The sequence below is a fragment of the Thermosporothrix sp. COM3 genome, assembly GCF_059696735.1.
In genome coordinates this window covers 896,169-917,586 of the sequence record NZ_AP019376.1, presented here as the reverse complement: position 1 = coordinate 917,586, position 21,418 = coordinate 896,169, and the positions used below count along the sequence as shown (strand labels likewise).

The following is a 21,418-nucleotide window of genomic DNA, read 5'->3' as shown; positions in this document are numbered from 1 at the left end:
TATGCATTGACATTCACGGCTCTACAAGCTAATAATATTAGCGGTCGCATTGCCTGAGGCAACTGGCGGCACATTTTTTTGCGAAATTCCCAATCCAGTACCAACCTTGCAAGGAGCACGTCAACCATGCACGACAACATCAACATCCAGCACGCCGCTGCCAGCAACAGCGCGTCGTCTGGCATCCCTCCCAGCCCGCCGATTTCTGACGAGATCATCATTCAAACGAAGAAGCTCAACAAGTCTTTCGGAGATAAGCAGGTCCTCAAAGATATCGATTTCGAGGTACGCAAAGGCGAAGTGGTGGCCCTGATCGGGCCGAGCGGCTCAGGAAAGAGTACACTGATTCGCTGTCTGAATGCCCTCGAAAAGGCCGATAGTGGCGATATTTATATTCACGGTCAGAAACTCAACCCTCACCTTTCAGTCAAGCAGTTGAGCCCGATACGCCGCGAACTCGGTATGGTCTTTCAACACTTCAATCTTTTTCCCCATATGACGGTTCTTCAGAACGTCATCGCAGCTCCCTTGCTGGTGCGTAAAATGTCCAGAGATGAAGCAATAGCTCTTGGTGAATCCCTGTTGGCGAAGGTCGGATTACTGGATAAGCGCGACACCTACCCCTCACGCCTCTCAGGCGGCCAGAAGCAGCGTGTCGCGATAGCGCGTGCTCTGGCGATGCAGCCCCAGGCGCTCCTTTTCGATGAGCCAACATCGGCCCTTGATCCTGAACTGGTCGGCGAAGTCTTGCGCGTCATGAAGGATCTGGCATATGAAGGACGCACGATGATCGTCGTGACGCATGAAATGTTCTTCGCGCGCGATGTCTCTGATCGGGTCGTCTTCATGGATAGCGGCAGCATCATAGAACAGGGCGATCCAGAAGAGCTGTTCCGAGCACCCAAACAGAAACGCACCCAGGCCTTTTTAGAACGCATGCTGGCGCATCTCACGCTGGCGTAACAGCTAGATACAACATCAACACAAAGACAGGTCCCCGCATAAGGGATACCTCTTTGTGACCGGAGGGATACCCTCCCTGTGGGAACAGGCCCCCTTTCTGTTTTCGCTCTCCTGGCTCGTGGGGAGCATGCCTACCTGTTCCATCTTCCTGCGTGCAGAGCAGGTTTCACCCTGAACCATAACATCTCGTTTTTTAGAAAGGGTTTATACTATCATGGCGTCTCAACTGCGTAGACGGGCTTTTCTTCAACGTGCCGGTACTCTCGGCGGGCTCCTGATCGCCGGTAGCGCGATTCCCGAAATTCTGGTTGCTTGTGGCGGCAACGTCCAGACTCCTGTCTCTTCAAGCGCGACCACCATCGCCAGCGAAGGGCTGAAACAACCCGGTGTGTTGCAATGGGGTGCAGCAGCCACCGGAGGCGCTCCCTATGTGTTTCATGATCCCACCAACCCGACGCAACTGATCGGCTTTGAAGTGGATATCGCCGACGCGCTGGCAAAGCTGATGGGTATCAAGGCCAAAATGGTTGAGGTCGAATACCCGCAGCTTGAGCAGGCGCTTCAATCTGGTCGCTTCGACCTGATTATGAACGGTTGGGAGATCAACGAGGACCGCAAGAAAACGGAAGTCTTTTCACAGCCGTATTACCGCTATGGACAGCAGATCATTGTACGAAGCGATGATAAGCGTTTTGCCGATAAAACCGAGAACGACAACCTCTCACTGAAGGACCTGGAAGGGCTGACCGTCGGGACGGGAGCCGGCTTCAAAGCGGCTGACATCCTGGCAACCAACCCGAAAATTAAGGTAAAGACCTATGATCCTGACCTGCCATTGAACGATCTGGCGCTTGGACGCCTGGACGCCGTCTTCCTTGATTACCCGATGGCGACCTACTATGTGCTTGGCGGTGGGCCGACTTCTCAGAAAAACCCGAAGCTCAAACCAATTGGCAAGCCCTTCGAGAGCAGCGACTATGTCATTGCGTTTCTCAAAGGCGACGCCAACGCGCTGAAGCTCAAGGGCGAGATCGATCAGGCCATCTCACAACTCAAGAAAGATGGCACGCTGCGCAAAATCTATGAACGCTGGAAAATGTGGAATGACCAGCAGGCAGAAATTGGCATTCAATAACGCGATCTGGTAGAGATTCAAGGAGGTTACACGATGGATCTGGCCCTGCAGGCTCTACCAGCGTTCCTCGCCGGGGCGCGTGATACAGTGATCTACTGTGTCACCGCCTTTCCCCTGGCGCTTGTACTGGGCCTGGTGCTGGCATTGATGCGCAATGCTCGCACCGTCTGGCTCCACGGGCCGGCCCGTATCTTTATCGAAGTGATTCGAGGAACGCCGATTCTGGTACAGCTCTATATTCTCTATTATGCGCTTGGTGCCATTCTCGCACAATATCATCTGGCGAATATGATAAACGCGTGGTCAGCCGGTATTGCTGCCCTTGCTTTGAACTACGCGGCCTATGAAGCCGAAATTTTTCGCGCCGGGCTGGCCTCCGTTGAGCAGGGACAAACTGAGGCTGCCTACTCACTTGGTCTCTCGCGCGCGCAGAACTTCTTTCGGATTGTGCTACCTCAGGCAATCCCGCTGATGATTCCACCATTCGTCAACGATTTTATCTTTATGATCAAGGATTCAGCCATTGTCAGCCTCGTTTCAGGAACCGACCTGACCTCTATCCTGAGTTTCTGGGTCACGCGACACGGAAGCAACCCGCTGCCGCTCTATGCGCTGGCAATCGTGCTCTATCTGGCAATGAGCCTGCCAACCTCTTTTGTTGCACGCAAACTTGAAGCAAGGGTCCGGGCCTCGCTGCAATTCTGAGGCTCTCCCGTGGGAGGAACACACGCAAGAAATGCAAAAGCACGCGATTTTGAAGGGGCTTCGGCCCGCTCCTCAGCGGCATGGCTGGCGTACGGCCTTTGATGCGCTTTTTTATGTCGTTGCTGCTGTAGCAGCGCTCGCTTTTGGTATCTATCTGCTCTCTTATCAGAATATCCTTTTTCTCTACTTTCCTGCCTTTTTACAGGGAATGCTGGTCACGCTGGTCGTCTCGCTTATCAGTACCGTGTTCGCCTGCTTGATCGGTCTGTTGGGTGCGTTTGGGGCGCTTTCATCCTTTCGTCCCGTGCGCTGGCTCACCGTCACCTATGTGGAAGTGGTGCGAGGAACACCCTTTCTGGTGCAGCTCCTGCTCTGGTACTATGGCTTCGGTCTGGCCCTCGCAAATCTGGGCTTTCATCCCGATCGCATCGCCTTTGATATTATGACGGTGCTGCAAAACAACAGTCTGGTTCCCGATTCATTCAATAGCTATTTTTACGGTATCATGGCCCTCAGTTTTCATTATGGTGCCTATCTGACAGAGGTTTTTCGTGCGGGCATTCGCGCCGTTCCCTCCGGTCAGACGGAAGCAGCGCTCAGTCTGGGTCTCGATGCCCGGCAGACCATGCGACATATCGTACTCCCTCAGGCGATTAAACTGGTCATTCCTCCCCTGGCAAATAACTTTATTGGTCTGGTTCAGGATAGCTCACTGCTTTCGGCGGTCAGCGTCCTTGAGCTGGAACATATCACGCTGGCTCTGGGTGCCCCACAAACCGATGCGAATGCGAAGCTGTTTGTCTTCATTTTCGGAGCGCTCTTCTACCTGATTATCTGCTATCCGCTGTCGCTCCTCACACGGCGGATGGAGGCTAAACAGCACCACTGAGCAAGGCACCTGTCACACCGCGTGGCAGGTGCCTTTGTATTCTGATAGCGGCGCGCTTATAATAAGAAGAGAATCAATTGTTTCGGAATTGTTTGCATGCTTCGCGCCGTGAAGGGAGGCTCGCCATGACGCATCCAGCGCTCGATCAGAACCCGATCTATCTGGACTATAATGCCACGACACCGATAGATCCTGCCGTGCTCGATGGCATGACACAGTATCTCAGTGCCCACTTCGGCAATCCTTCCAGCACGCATTTCTATGGGCGCGCCCCCCGGGCCGCTATTGCGACCGCTCGGGAACGAGTTGCCCACCTGCTCGATAGCACACCCGAAGAGATCATTTTCACGGGAAGCGGCTCCGAGAGCAATACCCTGGCACTTCGGGGAACCGCGCTGATGTATCGTGATCGGGGAAACCACATTATCACGCAGCAGACCGAGCATCCAGCCGTGCTTGAAGTCTGTCGTAGTCTTGAGCGCCTGCATCAATTCTGTGTCACCTATCTGCCCGTCGATCACTATGGACAGGTTTCTCCTGCCGCGCTGGAAGCCGCATTGACGCCTGATACCGTGCTGGTTTCAATCATGTACGCCAACAACGAGACCGGAACCATTCAGCCAATCAGCGCCCTGGCCTCTATCGCCCATCGACACGGCGTACTCTTCCACACCGACGCCTCCCAGGCTGTCGGAAAAGTCCCGGTTCGCGTCTCTGAACTGGGCGTTGATCTGCTCACCATCGCGGGCCATAAACTCTACGCGCCAAAGGGGATCGGTGCGCTCTACATACGGCGTGGCCTTGATCTGGAACCCTCAATTTATGGGGCAAGTCAGGAACAAGGACGGCGCGCCGGAACCGAGAACGTCGCATTTATGGTCGCGCTTGGCATCGCTTGCTTGCTTGCACAAAAGCATCTGGGCTCGCCTCGCCTCCAGGAACTACGCGATCTGCTACAACAGCGTCTTGAGCATCTGCTTCCCGGCCTTGTGCACTTGAATGGACACCCGAGCGAACGACTTCCCAACACGCTCAACGTGAGCATTGATGGCACTATCGGGGAACAGGTACTTGCCGCCACCCCTGAAATCGCGGCTTCGACTGGATCTGCCTGTCATGAGGGCATGGCTGAGCCATCGGAAGTGCTGCTTGCTATGGGGCTCTCACAGCAGCGGGCAATGGCGGCACTTCGTCTCTCGCTCGGTCGTTGGACGACGGAAGAAGAGGTAGAGCAGGCGGCACGCGCAATCGCTCGCAGTGCTCTGGCATTACGCGAATAACAGCCGACAGATCCTCAGGAGTTTGTCGTTTTCCCAATACTATTGTCCGTTGCTGAATGGAGTTCTTTGCATGAAGCAATACACCGAACGGTTTCGCACCAGCTATGATACCGCGGCCGAAGCCTACGCTCGCGATGTATTTCATGAGCTCGATCACAAGCCTTTCGACCGAAGCGTGCTCGATCAGCTTGCCGCAGACGTGCAGGGACATGTCGCTGATATCGGCTGTGGTCCCGGCCATGTTGCTCGCTACCTGTATGAGCGAGGAGTTGATGTCACAGGAATCGATCTCTCCCCACAGATGATTGAGGTCGCTCGGCGGCTCACACCAGAAGTCGAATTTCAGCAGGGCAATATGCTGGATCTGGCCTCGTTTCCCTCAGGCGCTTTTGCAGGCATAGTTGCGCTTTATTCGCTTATTCATATCGAGCGGCCAGACATTCCCACAGCGTTGAGCGAGTTGCACCGGTTGCTTGCACCCGGCGGACTGCTGCTGCTCTCCTTCCACAAGGGTACGCACACTGTTCACGCCGACAACCTATGGAATGTTCCTGTTGATCTCGACTTTTTCTTTTTCGAGCCTGAAGAGATGGAGGCCTTCTTACAGCAGGCTGGCTTCCTGCTTGATGCACGGCTTGAACGAGCTCCCTATCCCGGAGTTGAAGCGGAGACACATCGCGTCTATCTGCGAGCGCATAAGCCCGCCGCGTAGGCGCCACATGCGATACGGAGTGCCATGATTACACCCACACAACAATGCGCTCTTGCTCGGGTTGTCCAGCAGTTGAGCGCTCACCATGTTGCGTTTCAGATAACTGGAGGACTGGCCGCACTGATCTATGGCTCGTCTCGCCCGTTATATGATATCGATATCGATGTTGCACAAAAAGATATGCCGCTTGTCTGCGAACTCTTTCGCAATGCTATCGTCATGCCTCTTGAGCGGCTCCAGGATGAGAATTTCGATATTCTCATGCTCACCATCGAACTTGACGGCGTCTCTATCGACATCTCACAGGCCGAAGATGCATACTGTATCACGCCCGATGGGAAGCGCTTTCGGATGGAGACCAACCCCGCCACCGCGCGCCGTTGCTCGTTTGCTGGCCTTGAGCTGCCAGTCCAGCGCAAAGCTGACCTGATCGCCTATAAGCGGCTGGTCGCGCGCGAGACCGACCTGTTCGATATCGCAGCAATCACAGAAGTGTCAGGTTGACTCCTCTTCGGGCGCGGGCGACTGCTGTGCCTTCTTCCGTCGGACATAGAGGAGCCAGCCACCGCCCGCGACGACGATGACGACGATTCCCCCGATAATCCAGGGAAGCAATTGTCCGAGCGGGTTCTGCGCGCCCATGACACCCTTGCTCGTCAGCGTCTTCTCAAGAGAGGCCAGCGCTGCTAACACGCCCTCGGTGTAGCCCTTGCTCGCCACAACCCGCCGAAACTCATCGCCTGCCTGTTTGGCTTCTTCCCGCGTCAGAGCAACGCCACTGCCATACTGCAAAAACAGATAGCGACTATCCGCATTGATGCCAATAATCAGGCCCTGGTTCTTATAATCTCCATTCTGGAAGCGGTAGAGCAGCTTATATAGATCATCTCCCACATCAAGCGTCACATCACCACCTGCTCCTTTTATCTTTGTTGACACTCCCCAGGCCAGAAGGGCGGGGATTCTTCCTTCATCCAGCCTGCTTGCGCGGCGCCGCAGTGCGACGACGCGTAGCGGCAGGCTGTCCAGAAGCGTTCGACGTTCCTTGCGGAGCGTCGGTTCCCGTCTGCCCGACGGTACCCTGTAGAGCCTTCTGCAGAATATTCAAGGCGGCATTGTGATCGCGGTCGAGGAGCAGCCCACAGCCGGGACACAGATGCGTACGCACACTCAAGCTCTTTTTCACCCGTTGTCCACAACGAGAACAGTCCTGACTGGTAGAGGCCGGCTCCACCCCGATCACTGGAACACGATGCAGCGTGCCATAGTATTTCACCCACCAGAGGAAGCGACCCCACGCCGCATCAGAAATGCTCTTGGCCAGATGGCGGTTCTTGACGAGATGGCGGATCTGCAAGGCTTCGTAGGCAATCACGTCGTGAGATGAGACAAGCGCGTTCGCCTGCTTCCTGGCGAAATCCTCGCGCTGCCGTTGCACCTTGAGAGACGCTTTGCTGAGGGCTTGACGGGCTTTGCGCCGATTGCGACTGCGCTTCTGCGTCTTCGAGAGCCGACGATGCAGCCGCTTGAGCCGCCGTTCCGCTTTGCGGAGATACCGGGGAGGAGCCACGGTGTTGCCTTCGGAGTCAGTGAAGAAGGCACGCAGCCCCAGATCAATGCCCACCTGCTTGCCTGAGGGCTGATGCTCAACGCGTCGCGTGGCCGCCACCGCGAATTGGCAATAATACCCATCAGCCCGCCGGAGCAGTCGTACCCGCTTGATCTGTGAGAGGGGAAAGGCCATGATATCACGAGAGCCGATGAGACGCAGCCGGCCAATGCCACAGCCATCTGTGAAGCGAATATGAATGCCATCGGCCTCCAGCTTCCAGCCCGTCTGCTTGTACTCGACACTGCGACAATCGTGCTGGAACTGAGGGTACCCCTTCTTGCCGGGTATCTTGAGGCGACAGTTCTCGTAGAAGCGGGAGATGGCAGCCCACGCCCGATCAGCGGCAGCTTGCCGGGCCTGCGAGTTGAGGGAGAGCGCAAAAGGGAACTGTCTGGCCAGCACAGCGCAATACCGCTGCAGATCATTCCTGGAGACGCCACGTGCATCCATCCAGAGGCGCAGGCATTTGTTGCGAATGAATTGGGTGGTGCGGATGGCTTCCTCGATGGCGGCGAATTGCGCCTTCGACCCATCGAGCTTGTATTCGTAGATCAGCATCCCTTGCTCCTTGTTCGTCCTCACTATCTTCGCGTATCCTAACACAACGATTGTCTTCTGTCAAGCGAAGGGGAACGTTCTGCCTCTGCTAGCTTCCTGCGCCATCCATCCCCTTGGCTGAAGCTAGGGGCCTTCTGCCGCTTTTTGGTAACTCCTTTGCCGTATACAGCAGCACATGATAGGGCAGTTTCGCCGCCTCCTGCTGCACTCGATCGCTTTCCAGAATCTTTGCCGTATCCTTGATAAAAATATCCATTGCCCTCGCACTGCCCGCAGGCAGGAAAAGGCGTATCAGGAGAAAGACAGGGAAAAGAAAGAGAAATAATTTTGACAGGCGGAACCCGCCCATAGTGTTTGCCTCCTGACAGAAGAGAAAAGAGGAGCTCGCTGGCCCCCCTCTTCTCACAATATCATCACTTCTTCATGTCTTTCAGCATGGCTGTAAGGACATCATACAGCCTGCTGGTATTGGGCGAGCCAAGCCCGGTCGTGAAATCCCAACCCGGACCGGCTTTATAGTACAGGTTATCGCCCTCAACGATATCGTAGAAAGCAGGATCTCCGCCGCTCTTACTGGCTGCCTGGTAGAGTGTCGAGGGGCCGTAGAAGAAGTAACCGGTATTATGGGCCAGCGCCTGATTGATCACGGCAAAGGTGGCAGCCCAGATCGGCGTAGCTGCGCTGGTACCGAAGCCGGTGTACCACTGCCCATGATAATGAATGGCAAGATTGGTTGCTGCCGCAGCCACATCGGGCAACTGGCGGCTACCGTTCGACTGCTTGTTCTGGACCCCGGCTCCCTGCTGCCATTTTGGACGGTCAAAGAGCGTGCTCAGGCCACCACCGGAGCCCCAGGTATTCTTACAGGCCGCTGGATCAGGATTCGGGTCACGCCATGTCACCTCGCTTGCGCGGCCATTTCCGTTCGAGGTAAGCTGCGTGCCGCCAACCGCGATCGCCCAGGGCACCGAAGCCGGAAAAATCACATCCAGCTTATCATATTTTGACATACTCCCATATGCGCCGCAATCGCCGCTGATGACGAAAACGCTCATATGGTTAACCTGTGTCAGGGTGCGAATGGCCTCCGTTTCGGCGTCAATCTGGCTCTGCACTACCTGCGCCTCAGCAGACCCCCAACTCAGCGAGACCATTTGAATATTCTTATCCTGTTCGCTGTCCTCGCTGATCTGATTCAGCACGTTTGCCATCGCATAGCCGGTATTTCGCGACTGGTACACCTTGATATCCGCGTCAGGAGCCAGACCGGCGATCATCTCGATATCCATCACCGTCTCGAAACCGTAATCGGCATCATGTGAGCTCTCATGGTCAGGAGCCGGTCCAACCGTGGTCACGGTCAGCTTGCCCCGATAGCCAACACAGTCAAGATACGGCCTGACATCATCGGGATTGAAGGGCTCAAACTCGGGCAGGTAGATGGTGACCCCCTTACCAGTCCAGCCGTTCTGATAAAAGCCTGCAAGCCCATAGGCGCCTGCAACCGTGTTCCAATTCACGATTTCGGGCGGAACATCACAGCCTGCCTGGTTCTTCTGTAACTGCTTCGCCGATAGAGGTTTGAACTGCTTCAATGAAGCCGACTTTTGAGGAGCCTGACTGAAATCTTCCAGGCCGGTAATAGCGACAACACGGTCAAGAATAAATTTGGGGATCATCGGGTCTTTTTCGGGTGCGAAGAACTTCTTCCCGTTCAGCTCGCGATAGACGAACTTCGTTTGCAGCAGGTTCCCCAGAGAACCCGTCTTCGTTTTGACTTTCAGCGTGGTGTGCAGCTTTCCAAGCTCTAAGGTTGCATTATCAACGCCGAAATATTGCTTTACCAGCGCATAATCTTCATCGCTAATGCCAAGCTTTTTCGCCTCTTTGTCAAGGTCAACAGAGTCGCCGGGCTTGCCCTTGCCATCGCCTCCGATCTCATCCAGAACCTTATCATCGGTCTTGAACATCACGGTGATATCAATCGGTGTGTCGGCAGGCACATCGCCCACAACAGGCGCTTTTTTTGCCTCGGGAGGCAGGCCGATATCATACGCAACACGCTGAAACTCAGGGTTCGGTGTTGGCTTTGGCTGATTGCTCTGGTCGCCCTCTCCACAGGCTGCCAGCAGTGGAACCAGCAGCACGAACAGCAGGAGCAAACCGGGCCACCGGAACAGATGCCCTTTTTGTCGCATGGGAACCCCCTTGATTTTCTTTCTTCCCTGAAATACGGAGGTCAAAGAGACGCCCGTACTTTTGTTGCAGCATAACACCCTTGCGGCAGACAGGCTGTTAGGCAGTTAACAGAATGCGTGCTTTGACACATTCTTCTCGGGAACTCCCATTATAGCAGACAAAGGGACATCACAGAATGCTCACAAAATGAGCCCGTTTTCATGATATTTCTATAAGCTTTTGCTCAAAAAGCTGTTCATACATCTCACGATCCTGAATAAGGTCTGCAAGCGTATAGTTATCCAGTACCCGAAAGAAGGCGGCCATTGCTTCCTGGAAAACTCCCCGCAACTGGCAGACCGGCGAGAGCAGACAACGGTTTGTTTGCTGATGAAAGCATTCAACAACGTAAAAATCTTCCTCTGTCATGCGAACCAACGCCCCGATATTGATTTCTTCCGGCTTTTTCTTCAATCGAAGCCCGCCTTTATGACCCCGAATCGTCTCGATATATTCCAGTTTTCCTAGCTTATGCACGATTTTCATTAAATGATTCTGCGATATTGCATATACTGTTGCGATTTCCTGGATATTCGCTAACTTCCCTTCAGAAAGACAGGAAAGATACAGTAAGGTTCGCAACGCGTAATCTGTTTGATACGTCAGTCGCATGCCGTTTCATTTGCTCCCTTATTTCTTTATAAAGCACCTTCTCATGTTGAATACAGGCTTTTCCTCTTCACACCCGTTTGCAGTGCCGCCAGCCATCCAGTGATCACTATTATACGTTTCTGGTTTCATTCTTTCTACCCCTTGCATCAGCTTATAAAAATGCGATATAGTTTCGATTGTAAGATATATATAAAATACATCTTTGAGAAAGGACATAGAGACATGGCCTTACAGAGAGAAGAGATCCAACTTGTTGCATCACTTGTCCCTGTCTTGAAAGCACACGGGTCAGAGATTACGACTCGTTTCTATAACATGATGTTTACAGCACATCCTGAGCTTTTGAATATCTTCAACCATTCGAACCAGCGCGATGGTCTACAGCAGCAGGCACTGGCAAGCTCCGTCTATGCCGCAGCCGCGCATATCGACAACCTGGATGCTATCGAACCTGTCGTGCGGCATATCGCGCATAAGCATTGCAGTCTGAATGTACAGCCCGAGCATTATCCGATTGTTGGCAAGTATCTCACGTTGGCTGTCAAGGACGTTCTGGGAGATGCCGTCACCCCTGAGGTTGAGCGCGTCTGGCTCAAGGCCTATGATGTCATCGCTGATTACTTCATTCGGATGGAGCAGGATATTTACCGCTCGGTTGCCGGGAGCAAGGGCGGCTGGACCGGCTTTCGCCCGTTCATCATTCGCCGCAAGGTCCAGGAGTGCACAGACATTCTCTCGCTCACCCTGGAGCCAGAGGACGGCCAGCCGATCATGACGCATCAGCCCGGGCAGTACATTACCGTCAAAGTGCAGAAAGACGGCTACAGCCACCTGCGCCAGTATAGCCTGATCTCGGCTCCCGGAAAACCCTATTATCGCATCGGGGTAAAGCTGGAACGCGAGAACACCGAAAAAGCCGGTATTGTCTCTTCCTCACTGCATTACGATTTCAATGAGGGTGATCGCATCGAGATCAGTGCCCCCTATGGCGCCTTCACGCTTGATCCCCATGCCTCCACAGACGTGCTGCTGCTGGCCGGTGGCGTGGGCATTACGCCGCTGCTTGGCATGGCACGAGCGATCGCTGAAGAGAACCCGGGACGCCGGGTCACGCTCTTACATGCCGTACGCGAAAAAGCCTATCATGCCTTCGGTGAGGAAATCAACGAGCTGGTCGCCGCACATCCCTCGTTCTCGGCCACGACGCTCTATGAACGCTGCACCGACGCGGATCGACAGGCCGGCATCAAAGCGGGACGCATCACGCTCGACTGGCTTCAGGAGCATGCTGGACAGCATGTGGATGTCTACCTCTGTGGGCCACGCCCCTTTATGACGGCGGTCCTTTCGATGTTGCAGGAGATCAACCACCCTGCGTCACAGATTCACCTGGAAGTCTTTGGTCCTGCCCTCTCGTTCCCGCAGCCCGAAGCGCCACGCAAGACAACATCGGCTGCACACTAGCTCACTCCTCGGGAAGCGAGCCCTCTCCGCTCGCTTCCTTCTCCCTCTGGCGCCATCGTCGCCCCTGGCCTACAATAGAGGAATCCTTTTCAACTCTGTAATACAATGTCAGAAATGGCACCAATGCAAAGGAGATCTCTATGTCCAGCAAGCGCGTCCGTATCCTTGCGATGGGTACGCGTGATGATGTGCAACCATATCTTTCCCTTGCGACCCACCTCAAGCAAGAAGGCTTTCCTGTCTCGGTTGGCACCACCAACGACCTCAGAAGCTTTGTTGAATCCTACGATCTACGCTGTGTCACGACCGGAAGGCCACTTCAGGAGGTTGTGCGCGAGCTGATGCAGCGCGAAGGACGGCAGAACGCCCGCCGGGTCTTCTTTCAGGCGCTGCTCGATACCGCCTACCAGCTCTCGGAAAACACCGATGTGCTGGTCTATTCGTCCGCAACCACGCTCGCGGCTCCCCATATCGCAGAAAAGCTTCAGGTGCCCGCGATTCCCGCGTTAACGCAGCCTTATTTGACGCCTACTGACGCTTTCCCGGCTCAGGGAATGCCCGCGCTCCCTCTGGGGCCCGGTTACAACACCTTCTCCTATTCGCTCCTGGATTCGCTGTCCTGGTTCTTTACCCGCTCGCTTATTAACAAGTGGCGGCGGAAGTCGCTCGGGCTACGTGCGTATCGGGGAGCGCGTACCCCGTTTGTCGGGCAGCGCCAGAGCGGAGCCCCGATTCTCTATGGCTTCAGCCCGCTGGTAGTCCCGGCTCATTGGGAGGAGAACGTGCACGTAACCGGCTATTGGTTCCAGCCCGCGCCGCAGAACTGGCAGCCCTCGCGAGAGCTTGAGCAGTTTCTTGAGCAGGGCCCGCCTGTCCTGATCCATCCCGGCAGCATGCCACCGACCTCCATTCGGCGCATCGTCCGCAGCTTTACCGAAGCGCTGCAAAAAAGCGGCATCCGCGCTATCTTGATTCAGAACGGCGTCTTTCCGGCAGAGGAGCTTCCCGAGAACGTGCTTGTCAGCGAGCCAGTGCCCTATGAGTGGTTGCTTCCACGTGTCTCGGCAGCCGTGCACTACGCGGGTTCCTATATCAGCGGGGCCTGCCTGCGTCATGGCGTCCCCTCGCTGACTATCCCCTATCGCGTCGATCAGCCCTTCTGGGCCGCTCGCATCGCCGCCCTCGGGGCCGGAATGGAACCGCTTTCCTATCACAAACTGGATGCCCAGACCCTGATGACCGCCCTCGAAACGCTGCGCACAGATCAGGCACTCAAGCAGAGAGCAGTCGAGGTGAGCAAGCAGCTACAGGAAGAAGAGGGTGCGGCAGTCGCGGCCCGCCTGATTGGCGCATACCTCAAGCAATTGTAGCCCATGCAGGGCCTTCTGCTTCGCCGCTGACAGAAGGTCCTGCTCGTTCTGCTGTTTCTTCTACAAAAACTTCTTCTGCTGAACTATCTGGTTAATTTTGGCTATATTTCGCACGCTTTCATTGATCGAAGTTGATTTTCGCTGTATGGTGTTACAGAACGCATCAACGCATGGCAGGCATACTGAGTTCTGTAGCAAGGATTACCGCAACGCCTGACTTCAGAAAGGATCAATGTTGAAAGAACATAAGAATGAGAGGACGACCGCGCAACAGCAGAGCTTCAAAGGCTTTAAAAAGAGCCACATCCTGCTGACCTGTCTCGCAGCCGTGGTAGTTGCCGCTCTGGGAACCGGGTTCAGCCTCTTCGCATCGAGAGGGACCCCTGCTCCCACACCAAAGAGCACCGAACCACGCACCACCCATATGACAACCCTGCCCTTCGATATGCCCGATAATCCCGGCGTCAAGATGCAACAGGACGACACTATCAGCACTGCGGAAAATCTGTTGCCAACGCCGACACCAAGCCCGACGCCAAGTCCATCACCCGAGCCAAGCCCGACACAGGTACCCTCTCCAGTCGCAACCACACCACCACCGGTCAGCGGCCCCGAAGGCATCAAATCTATTATTCTCTCGGTTTTCGGCTCCTATGGAGATGCCGCGATCCGTGTCGCTCAGTGTGAGTCCGGGCTGAATCCAAATGCACAAAATCCGTCCGGCGCTTCAGGACTGTTCCAGATCATGCCGGGCACCTGGGCAGGTACTCCCTACGCGGGACAGAGTATTTTCGATCCGACCGCAAATGCACAGGCCGCATACTATCTTTTCAAGAACGACGGATACACCTGGAAACAATGGTCCTGTAAACCATAACGTTCTCATCAACTCCTCCTTGCTTCATGGCGTTTGTTTGTTATGAAAGAAGCGCTTGCCCGCCGCGGCGCTTCTTTTTTTCTCTCTGGAGACATACGATGCAGCTTCAAACAACTTCCTATCTTCAACAACTCGACGAATGGCCCGAAGAGGGACGCCACATCCTCGCGCAATATGATGAGCAGTGTGTAGTCGTCTATCAGGCCTACAAGCCCGCTATCGGCCATTTTGCGGCAACTCATGGCTATTTTGGTGGCGAATTCCGCCTTGAGCGCACGAGCTGGATCAAGCCAAACTTTCTCTGGATGATGTATCGCAGCAAATGGGGCACGTCGCCACAGCAGGAGGTCGTGCTTGCGATCTCGCTGAAACGCGCCTTCTTTGATGAGCTGCTCACGCAAGCGGTTCACTCGTCCTATCGCTCCGACATCTATCCCGATGAGGCCGCATGGTACGAGCAATTACATCACTCTCAGGTCGTCTTGCAATGGGACCCCGATCATGCTCCGAATGGCGATCGTCTTCCCCGACGCGCTCTACAACTGGGATTACGTGGAAACATGCTTGCCCGTTACGCGAAAGAGGAGATTGCGGCGATAGAAGATATTTCTGCCTTTGTTGCAGAGCAGCGAGCCTTCGTTCAGGCGAACGCGCTTGCACAGCTTCAGGTGCCTCGTGAACGCGTGTATCCCGCACCAACACCTGAGGTAGCCGCACGGCTCAAACTCGATCCCTGGACCCACTAGCACCGATGGGATCTCCTCTCAAGCGAGCTTCATCCCCTGGCGTACGTCAGGGGCTTTTTGATGCATGTCGGGTACAGGCTTGAGGCAATTGTGTGTTTTGATTATCGGTTATAATGAGCAAAAACGTATGCTACAGGACTTCTTCGCTGGTTAATAGGCTGATTCTCGTTCTCTGCCCGATGGACACATCATACTCATGCTGATGAACGAACCAGTTTCCCAGGAGAACCATGTCAGAGAACAGGATGAGCGTTTGCTTATCTCTCGTATAGGATGCCCGCTGCAAGATAAGTACCGGCTCATCGGCAGGAAGTTGAAAGAGATTTTGTTCATCGAGCGTTGTCATGCGAGCGCTGTAGATGTCTTTCGCACGCCCGACGACAAGACCGTGCTTCTCTCTGATATATTCAACAATGTGGTCTACTGTACCCTGCTTCAAGGGTTCTATGATGTCTCTGACCAGCTCCACAGGATAGTAGGTATCCCATGCGCAAATCACGGTACGGTCTATCCTGCTCAAACGCGAGCGCTTGACGAACTGCTGATCGGCAGGGAGATGAAACCGCTCTACAGCGTCTTCAGGAAGCGTCGTCACCTCAATGCTCCGAAGCTCTGTCTCTGCCCCATACTGCGCTTGAGCAAAAGCCGTCCAGCTACCAAACATCCCTGTAATGGCGATAGATGCTTTACGAAGCGGCTTCCCGGCTTTTAAGGCAAGCACATCCCTTTTCCTGTACCAGGGTTTCTTCTTCCCCTCGAAGCGGTACGCCTGAAGGTTGGGTTTGATACTCGTATAGAAAAGTTTCTTTGATGCAGCAAGTTCTTCCATTACCTCTTCAGTTTCTAGATACTCCTCGCCATCGACTATTTTCGACATATATGCCTGCTTCCTTTCTTCATTATTCCTTGCGGAAGGATCGCTGCCTCTATACTAGAATATTGCCTTCCTGAGAGCACGCCGGGCGGCCTCTGAACTTGCTTTTCCTCTCGGGAGAAGCCGGGAGCCTCTCATACTCCCGGCCAATATGTTTACATTTGTTGTTGTTTGAGTTCCTCATACACGCGTGCCACACGGGCAAGGTTAAGCTGCGATTTCATTTCGCGGGCCTTTTGCTCAGCACGGGCCGTGAGCAGCAGCGCTTCCTCGATATTGCCTTTCTTGGCGGCAAGATCTGCCTCGTAGGTATCAAGGATCATGGCACGACGTGGCATCACCTTTGACAGCTCTCGGGCTTCCTCAATGGCCTGAGCGCAGGCGGAGGGGTCATTGACGAGGGCCATCGTGCGGCGCAAGGCAAGAAAGTCCTCCCCCAAGATGGGGAGCTGGCTAATGCTGTCAACTGAACCTGCAACCTGGGGAAAGAGCTTTTCCGCCCGAGAGAGCATTTTCGCGCCATAATGGGTGCCCTCACCGATGCCCGGAGGCGCGCTGTAGTGGATCGTACCGGCTTCCAGTGCCAGGCGATAGAGGATATTCAGCGGCAGGTGGTTGATCTTGAGCGCAAGGCCGATCTGCGTGACAGCCTCGCCATACAGCTCGATTTCGCGGAAGGCCTCGGCACGGTGGTAGTGGGCGAGCGCGCGCTTGATGGCGCTATCGCCCGCGAGATCAATGCAGGCCTGGGAGTGGACATGAATGGCATGAAAGTTATAGTCCTCGCGGGCAATGAGCAGCGCCAGAGCGTGATAGCGGTAGAGCATGGTTCTGGTCTCGCTGTCCTGCTCAAGCAACTTGAGCTGCGCTATCTGCTGCTCTACCTCTTGAAGCGCGGACGCTCCCTTGTAATAATACGTTTTGTACAATGTATCGAGTCTATCTTGATACATTTGCATATCCACCTTCTGCACGAGCTGTTTCATCGGGATCGAGGCATCAGCCAGACCCATCAGAGTGGGTGGAATTCCCAGAAGCAAAGAGAGAGCCTTTCGTCTGCGCATATTGTCGAGTCCTTCCCCTTTGTTTTCAAGCCGTGATACAAATTCAACAGAGCGGTCCATCTTTTCCGCCAGCGCCTCCTGTGAGATCCTGCGTGCTTTGCGTCGCTTCGCAATCTCACGCCCGATCTCGATCGGGGGACGCTCGATCAGCGAGAGTCCCAGGAGGTGGGGAGGAATAGCAAGGACCTGCGAGAGCTGGCGTAACAGAGCATAGGAATTGAGAAGGTCACCCTTGCCCTGAAAGATGTAATACACCTGTCGCTCTTTCAAGCCGAGAGCCCGGGCAATGGCCGGATATGAGATTCTTTGCCGTTGCTTATACGCTTTAAGCGTCGTTGCTATCTGTTTCCACTCCAACATAGAAACCAACCTTCTAAGCATTGAACACTTTCCACTCCTCATAGTATATCACAAAGCTCTTTGCATTGTATGAGCTAAAAGTGCAGGGTGCAGGGAAGATTGTTGGCAGAAGCGAGATAGATAAGTATCATAGAAGGTAGAGGGCAACACAAAGGAGTGGCTTCTAAAAGATGAAGAGGAGATTGTAAGATGAAATTGCCAGTTCACGAATTTCGTTTGTTAAAAGGAGTGTTAGTAGCACTTCTGGCAAAGATGCCACAAAACAGCTTTTTACAGAGTCTCTATCACCAGATGAGCCTTGTGAGGATCGAGGACGCGTCGGAGCCCGTCGAGCTGAAAGTGAGTGAAGGGGAAGTGGCCGCGCTGGTGGGGTATACCCGGGAGTACGCCGCCACGCTGCCCCAGCACTACCCGCAGTCGCACCGCGAGATGCAGGCGGCGCTTGCCGGCGTCATTCGACACATGCAGTATCAGCGCTGCGAGTTCTGTGGCAGCATGGACCTGTATTCATTCATTCAGATATCATGTTACAACATTCCCCTTTCGGGAACCTGTAGAGTCTGCTTTTATCGCCCCTTGCAAGAGCTCTACATAATGCGAAACCACCTCCACCTATGAGGGGACTTCCCTCAAGCCGTGTATTCGTAGTGGGAGGGATCACGCATCCCTCCTTATACCAACCTGTTGTCAGGAGGAAGTCATGAAGAGCGAAGCACATGAATCCAGATATGAATACACTATCAAAGCGGGAGATCTCGTTCTATTCGAGGGCAACAACCCTGAGGAGGCGCGGCAGGCCTATTTGCGTGCGGGACGAGACGAGAGATACTACGCCTGCAAAATCTATTTCTTGCATCGGGGAAAGGTAACACATACGTTTTTGGAGCGGGTAGGCTACCGCCCTTCCGATAAAAGATAGTTTCCCCTCATCTTTTTCTGCTGGAGTCCCGGTCGAACTGCCGGGACTCTTTTCACCTTCCATTCCTTCTCTCGCTCTTCTTCCCCTGAAAGTGGAGAAGAGCGTGTTCGATCTAGAAGACTATCCTGCCTCTTTTTCCTGTAATTCCAGCTTGTCCTGTACTCTAGACGACTGCAAGCCAAAAGAGAAGCGCTTGCGCCCCGGCGGGATATCGGGCAACGAAACCGGCAACTGCCCCTGAGGAGCAATCTCGCCAAAAAGAACCCGTGCCAGAGCCTCCAGAGCGGGCGGAGTATACTCATAGGTTGTCAGGTACGTGCTGAGACGCGGAAAAGCCAGCAGATCATAGGGGAACATGCCGGCAATACCAATGACAGGCTTGTTCGATTGCAACACTTCCTGCATCAACATAGCCTGCTGTGGATCGAGATTGGCATTGACCGTCACCATAATGACCAGAGCCGCTTCATGGACCGCCCGCTGAATCTCCCGGTAGGCGCTACTGATTGCGGTTGGATCGAAACACAGTATGCGCACATTTGCATGGCGTAAACGAATATACTCGCCTAGCAGCGCAATCGGGTACACCCGGTCGGAGATCTGAGACCACGCCTCTTTGCGCGGATACACCACCAGAATGCGCTGCTCGGGCTTGAGGTTCAGCGGGATCAGCCCTTTCGTATCTTTGACCAGCGTCGTCGAGAGCTCGTAGACCTTCTCACTCAGCTCACGATGCAGATCGCTGCCCACACAGATCATAGCCTGATCGTTTGTCAGCGCCTCTTCCCAGGACAGAGCCCGGGCCTTGAGCCGCAAGACGCGCCCGGCAGCCTCGCGCAAGCGTTCCTCCGAGAGATAGCCGGTTTGCAGCGCCCGGCGAATCGCCTCAATCGCCTGTAGCTGCCGCGAGTAGGTGTGCGAGATCAGCAGCAGATCGGACCCGGCCTTCAACGCATCAACCGTACCGGCCTCGATACCGACCGTATCAATAATGGCATCCATTTCCAGACAGTCAGTCACAACCAGTCCGCCGAAGCCCAGTTGCTCACGAAGCAGATGTTGCAGCACATGCGAAGAGAGCGTTGCAGGCAACGACTCATCCCCGGTCAGGGCGGGGAAGGAAATATGAGCGGTCATGACCGCATCGGCACCGGCCTCAATGCCATAGCGGAAAGGAACCAGCTCAACGCGTTGCAGATGTTCCAACGAATGCAGAATAGTTGGCAGTGCATAGTGAGAATCGACCGCCGTATCACCGTGACCCGGGAAGTGCTTCAGACAGGTAATCACGCCCGCGCTGGCAAACCCCTTTACGGTCGCCACGCCCAGACGAGCGACCTGCATTGGATCCTCGCCGAAAGCGCGATTCCCGATAATGGGATTGTCGGGATTATTGTTGACATCGATGACGGGAGCAAAATTCATATTGATGCCCAGAGCTTTCATCTCCTGCCCCACAGCCTGAGCCACATCATAGACGATCTGCTCTGAATCGATTGCGCCTAGCGCCATATTTCCCGGAAAGATGGTTGAGCCACGCCCGAGACGCTGAATCATGCCATTTTCCTGGTCATTGGAGATCAACAGCGGGAAGCGGTGCCCGGCCTCCCGTGCGCTCGTTTGCAGACTGCGAGTCAGATTTCGCAGTTGGTGCACATCTTCAGCATTGCGTGCAAAAAGCATAATAGAGCCAACATGATGCTTCTGAATCAAATCGAGAATCTCAGCGGTTGGCGTCGTCCCCGGGAAGCCTACAGAGAGCACTTGTCCAATGAGCTCATCTACCGTCATCCCTACGGTAGGGTCCTCTGATAGAAGGGACATGTGTTTAGAAATCCTTTCGTCATGTAGAAATTTCAGGTACGTCAAAGAACTCTCAGGGCTTCCTGCCCGATGGCGTGTTCTTCCCTGCTTGTCCTGAACAGAGTGAGAGTTTTTTCCTCCTGATTTCTCAGCCAGATCGAATAGTCTGCCCTATTTCACCTATTCATTACCAATGATACCTTATCACAGCACAGGCAGTCTAGAGAGCAAGCGTGCTTTTTAAGGTATTCGCAAGGCCAGAGAAGCGATTTCAGAGGGGAAAGCGCCGAAGCCGGGCAAAACATGTCGGCTCTGCCCGTTTTCGACAAAAGGCAGTTCACAGAGAGAGGTCATTCCACAGACTCGTAGTGCTGCTGCTGCATAAGATAGCACCTGCGGCCTGAATGTGCCTGACCTCTTCGGGAGTGCGGATAAAGCCGCCAGCGATAAAGGGGCCGGGCAGAAGAGAACGTAGTGTAGAAGCCACTTCAGGAAAAATAATACCGGGTAATACCTCGACAAAATCAGGGGATGCATGGGCAATCGTGCGGACACCCCGTTCCAGCGCCGAATCTTCCAGCAGCAACAGGCGCTGAATCGTCAGCAGGCCCTCGGCACGAGCCGCCGCAATCAACTGGGAGCGACTGGTGATAATGGCATCCACGCCAATTTTGCGCAAATACTTGATCCCGGCTCGGTCTTTCCCCACCCCACCAATTAAATCGATATGGACAACCACACCTTTGCCCTGCTGATGCACGCGCTCGATATAGGGTTCGAGATGAAATGCATTGCCGCGCAGCACAAAGAGCAGTGATGCCCGAGACGTCAGAGCAAGCTCCATATCCTTGCTCGTTTTCATGGCCGCGGCCAGCGGATAGCGGCTCGCCAGCTTGACAAAATCTTCTTTCCTCATAGCAGTATCCCCTGTCACCTCCTTCTCATTTCATCATACAAGAGCAAGCAGGAGTTTTCTCTTGAGTTTTCGCCAGATAACCCTTGACAAAGAGAGCGACAATGGACTATATTATAGTCTACAAACGCTACATTGTACAGCTACAAAGTGTAGTTGTCAGGCTTTTGCCCTGTTACGCGTACTTTTTTCTTAGAAAAGACGTAGCGCCAGCAAAGCCTTTTCCCTGCATTCCTCGGGCGAGGAGAACATCCGCAGCGGTCTCGCAAGCCCCTGTGGATTGAAAGAAAACAAGATTACGTGCCCCTATAGCGTGTGCGCAGG

Annotated in this window: 22 protein-coding genes; 13 read left to right on the top strand and 9 right to left on the bottom strand. The window is 54.4% G+C overall.

The window, feature by feature from the left end:
• The first annotated feature begins 126 nt into the window (after positions 1–126).
• The 7 genes from KTH_RS03950 (at position 127) to KTH_RS03920 (ending at position 6,188) form a co-directional block, all read left to right on the top strand.
• A complete protein-coding gene (locus KTH_RS03950) occupies positions 127–963 on the top strand; it encodes an amino acid ABC transporter ATP-binding protein (protein ID WP_497616556.1) in 837 nt (278 codons plus the stop codon).
• Between the two features lie 214 nt (positions 964–1,177).
• Positions 1,178–2,098 carry an ABC transporter substrate-binding protein gene (locus tag KTH_RS03945; protein ID WP_111325745.1) on the top strand — a complete coding sequence of 307 codons (921 nt, stop codon included), beginning with the start codon at positions 1,178–1,180 and terminating at the stop codon, positions 2,096–2,098.
• Between the two features lie 33 nt (positions 2,099–2,131).
• Entirely contained in the window at positions 2,132–2,803 is a 672-nt protein-coding gene (locus KTH_RS03940; RefSeq protein ID WP_111325746.1) for an amino acid ABC transporter permease, read from the top strand.
• Positions 2,804–2,834: 31 nt separating this feature from the next.
• Positions 2,835–3,692, top strand: a complete 858-nt coding sequence (locus KTH_RS03935; RefSeq protein ID WP_111325747.1) for an amino acid ABC transporter permease — start codon at positions 2,835–2,837, stop codon at positions 3,690–3,692.
• Positions 3,693–3,817: 125 nt separating this feature from the next.
• Entirely contained in the window at positions 3,818–4,972 is a 1,155-nt protein-coding gene (locus KTH_RS03930) for a cysteine desulfurase family protein (RefSeq protein ID WP_497616554.1), read from the top strand.
• A gap of 70 nt (positions 4,973–5,042) precedes the next feature.
• Positions 5,043–5,684 carry a class I SAM-dependent methyltransferase gene (locus KTH_RS03925; protein ID WP_111325749.1) on the top strand — a complete coding sequence of 214 codons (642 nt, stop codon included), beginning with the start codon at positions 5,043–5,045 and terminating at the stop codon, positions 5,682–5,684.
• A gap of 24 nt (positions 5,685–5,708) precedes the next feature.
• Positions 5,709–6,188: a nucleotidyltransferase domain-containing protein gene (locus KTH_RS03920; protein ID WP_111325750.1), complete on the top strand. Its 480-nt coding sequence runs from the start codon at positions 5,709–5,711 to the stop codon at positions 6,186–6,188.
• Here the strand turns inward: KTH_RS03920 and KTH_RS03915 are convergent.
• The 5 genes from KTH_RS03915 to KTH_RS03895 form a co-directional block, all read right to left on the bottom strand.
• On the bottom strand, positions 6,180–6,623 hold the full coding sequence (locus KTH_RS03915) for a hypothetical protein (RefSeq protein WP_211326367.1): 444 nt from the start codon (positions 6,621–6,623) through the stop codon (positions 6,180–6,182). The two genes, KTH_RS03920 and KTH_RS03915, sit on opposite strands and share 9 nt — an antisense overlap.
• Before the next feature lie 31 nt (positions 6,624–6,654).
• Positions 6,655–7,854, bottom strand: coding sequence for an RNA-guided endonuclease InsQ/TnpB family protein (locus tag KTH_RS03910; RefSeq protein WP_137686016.1), 1,200 nt, complete (start codon positions 7,852–7,854; stop codon positions 6,655–6,657).
• 88 nt (positions 7,855–7,942) lie between these two features.
• Entirely contained in the window at positions 7,943–8,110 is a 168-nt protein-coding gene (locus KTH_RS03905) for a hypothetical protein (protein WP_170142703.1), read from the bottom strand.
• A gap of 157 nt (positions 8,111–8,267) precedes the next feature.
• Entirely contained in the window at positions 8,268–10,052 is a 1,785-nt protein-coding gene (locus KTH_RS03900; RefSeq protein ID WP_111323827.1) for a S53 family peptidase, read from the bottom strand.
• Positions 10,053–10,251: 199 nt separating this feature from the next.
• Complete coding sequence (locus KTH_RS03895) at positions 10,252–10,704, bottom strand: RrF2 family transcriptional regulator (RefSeq protein WP_497616552.1); 453 nt, start codon at positions 10,702–10,704, stop codon at positions 10,252–10,254.
• 222 nt (positions 10,705–10,926) lie between these two features.
• Between KTH_RS03895 and hmpA the strand changes: the two genes are divergently transcribed.
• The 4 genes from hmpA (at position 10,927) to KTH_RS03875 (ending at position 15,161) form a co-directional block, all read left to right on the top strand.
• The gene (gene hmpA, locus KTH_RS03890; RefSeq protein WP_497616550.1) at positions 10,927–12,168 is read left to right on the top strand and encodes an NO-inducible flavohemoprotein; all 1,242 of its coding nucleotides are present in this window, start codon (positions 10,927–10,929) and stop codon (positions 12,166–12,168) included.
• Positions 12,169–12,308: 140 nt separating this feature from the next.
• Positions 12,309–13,538 (top strand): glycosyltransferase, encoded by a 1,230-nt coding sequence (locus tag KTH_RS03885; protein ID WP_497616548.1) that lies wholly within the window; start codon positions 12,309–12,311, stop codon positions 13,536–13,538.
• Between the two features lie 232 nt (positions 13,539–13,770).
• Positions 13,771–14,415 (top strand): transglycosylase SLT domain-containing protein, encoded by a 645-nt coding sequence (locus KTH_RS03880; protein ID WP_497616546.1) that lies wholly within the window; start codon positions 13,771–13,773, stop codon positions 14,413–14,415.
• A gap of 98 nt (positions 14,416–14,513) precedes the next feature.
• Positions 14,514–15,161 carry a DUF4291 domain-containing protein gene (locus tag KTH_RS03875; protein WP_497616544.1) on the top strand — a complete coding sequence of 216 codons (648 nt, stop codon included), beginning with the start codon at positions 14,514–14,516 and terminating at the stop codon, positions 15,159–15,161.
• Positions 15,162–15,291: 130 nt separating this feature from the next.
• Here the strand turns inward: KTH_RS03875 and KTH_RS03870 are convergent, their stop codons facing one another.
• A complete protein-coding gene (locus KTH_RS03870; protein ID WP_497616542.1) occupies positions 15,292–16,038 on the bottom strand; it encodes a UTRA domain-containing protein in 747 nt (248 codons plus the stop codon).
• A gap of 152 nt (positions 16,039–16,190) precedes the next feature.
• Entirely contained in the window at positions 16,191–17,459 is a 1,269-nt protein-coding gene (locus tag KTH_RS03865) for a helix-turn-helix domain-containing protein (protein ID WP_111323834.1), read from the bottom strand.
• 189 nt (positions 17,460–17,648) lie between these two features.
• Between KTH_RS03865 and KTH_RS03860 the strand changes: the two genes are divergently transcribed.
• On the top strand, positions 17,649–18,077 hold the full coding sequence (locus KTH_RS03860) for a hypothetical protein (protein ID WP_111323835.1): 429 nt from the start codon (positions 17,649–17,651) through the stop codon (positions 18,075–18,077).
• 82 nt (positions 18,078–18,159) lie between these two features.
• Complete coding sequence (locus KTH_RS03855) at positions 18,160–18,378, top strand: SH3 domain-containing protein (protein ID WP_497616540.1); 219 nt, start codon at positions 18,160–18,162, stop codon at positions 18,376–18,378.
• 120 nt (positions 18,379–18,498) lie between these two features.
• Here KTH_RS03855 and nagZ read toward each other — a convergent pair whose 3' ends face one another.
• Together nagZ and KTH_RS03845 are read right to left on the bottom strand one after the other, a co-directional pair.
• Positions 18,499–20,202, bottom strand: a complete 1,704-nt coding sequence (gene nagZ / locus KTH_RS03850) for a beta-N-acetylhexosaminidase (RefSeq protein ID WP_497616538.1) — start codon at positions 20,200–20,202, stop codon at positions 18,499–18,501.
• 316 nt (positions 20,203–20,518) lie between these two features.
• The gene (locus tag KTH_RS03845) at positions 20,519–21,097 is read right to left on the bottom strand and encodes a glycerol-3-phosphate responsive antiterminator (RefSeq protein ID WP_497616536.1); all 579 of its coding nucleotides are present in this window, start codon (positions 21,095–21,097) and stop codon (positions 20,519–20,521) included.
• Between the last annotated feature and the right edge of the window lie 321 nt (positions 21,098–21,418).

Excerpts from the sequence above, each read along its gene's own strand:
- KTH_RS03950 (WP_497616556.1), top strand. The coding sequence starts at position 127 with ATGCACGACAACATCAACATCCAGCACGCCGCTGCCAGCAACAGCGCG.
- KTH_RS03945 (WP_111325745.1), top strand. The coding sequence starts at position 1,178 with ATGGCGTCTCAACTGCGTAGACGGGCTTTTCTTCAACGTGCCGGTACT.
- KTH_RS03940 (WP_111325746.1), top strand. The coding sequence starts at position 2,132 with ATGGATCTGGCCCTGCAGGCTCTACCAGCGTTCCTCGCCGGGGCGCGT.
- KTH_RS03935 (WP_111325747.1), top strand. The coding sequence starts at position 2,835 with ATGCAAAAGCACGCGATTTTGAAGGGGCTTCGGCCCGCTCCTCAGCGG.
- KTH_RS03930 (WP_497616554.1), top strand. The coding sequence starts at position 3,818 with ATGACGCATCCAGCGCTCGATCAGAACCCGATCTATCTGGACTATAAT.
- KTH_RS03925 (WP_111325749.1), top strand. The coding sequence starts at position 5,043 with ATGAAGCAATACACCGAACGGTTTCGCACCAGCTATGATACCGCGGCC.
- KTH_RS03920 (WP_111325750.1), top strand. The coding sequence starts at position 5,709 with ATGATTACACCCACACAACAATGCGCTCTTGCTCGGGTTGTCCAGCAG.
- KTH_RS03910 (WP_137686016.1), bottom strand. The coding sequence starts at position 7,854 with ATGCTGATCTACGAATACAAGCTCGATGGGTCGAAGGCGCAATTCGCC.
- KTH_RS03905 (WP_170142703.1), bottom strand. The coding sequence starts at position 8,110 with ATGGATATTTTTATCAAGGATACGGCAAAGATTCTGGAAAGCGATCGA.
- KTH_RS03900 (WP_111323827.1), bottom strand. The coding sequence starts at position 10,052 with ATGCGACAAAAAGGGCATCTGTTCCGGTGGCCCGGTTTGCTCCTGCTG.
- KTH_RS03895 (WP_497616552.1), bottom strand. The coding sequence starts at position 10,704 with ATGCGACTGACGTATCAAACAGATTACGCGTTGCGAACCTTACTGTAT.
- hmpA (WP_497616550.1), top strand. The coding sequence starts at position 10,927 with ATGGCCTTACAGAGAGAAGAGATCCAACTTGTTGCATCACTTGTCCCT.
- KTH_RS03885 (WP_497616548.1), top strand. The coding sequence starts at position 12,309 with ATGTCCAGCAAGCGCGTCCGTATCCTTGCGATGGGTACGCGTGATGAT.
- KTH_RS03880 (WP_497616546.1), top strand. The coding sequence starts at position 13,771 with ATGTTGAAAGAACATAAGAATGAGAGGACGACCGCGCAACAGCAGAGC.
- KTH_RS03875 (WP_497616544.1), top strand. The coding sequence starts at position 14,514 with ATGCAGCTTCAAACAACTTCCTATCTTCAACAACTCGACGAATGGCCC.
- KTH_RS03870 (WP_497616542.1), bottom strand. The coding sequence starts at position 16,038 with ATGTCGAAAATAGTCGATGGCGAGGAGTATCTAGAAACTGAAGAGGTA.
- KTH_RS03865 (WP_111323834.1), bottom strand. The coding sequence starts at position 17,459 with ATGTTGGAGTGGAAACAGATAGCAACGACGCTTAAAGCGTATAAGCAA.
- KTH_RS03860 (WP_111323835.1), top strand. The coding sequence starts at position 17,649 with ATGAAATTGCCAGTTCACGAATTTCGTTTGTTAAAAGGAGTGTTAGTA.
- KTH_RS03855 (WP_497616540.1), top strand. The coding sequence starts at position 18,160 with ATGAAGAGCGAAGCACATGAATCCAGATATGAATACACTATCAAAGCG.
- nagZ (WP_497616538.1), bottom strand. The coding sequence starts at position 20,202 with ATGTCCCTTCTATCAGAGGACCCTACCGTAGGGATGACGGTAGATGAG.
- KTH_RS03845 (WP_497616536.1), bottom strand. The coding sequence starts at position 21,097 with ATGAGGAAAGAAGATTTTGTCAAGCTGGCGAGCCGCTATCCGCTGGCC.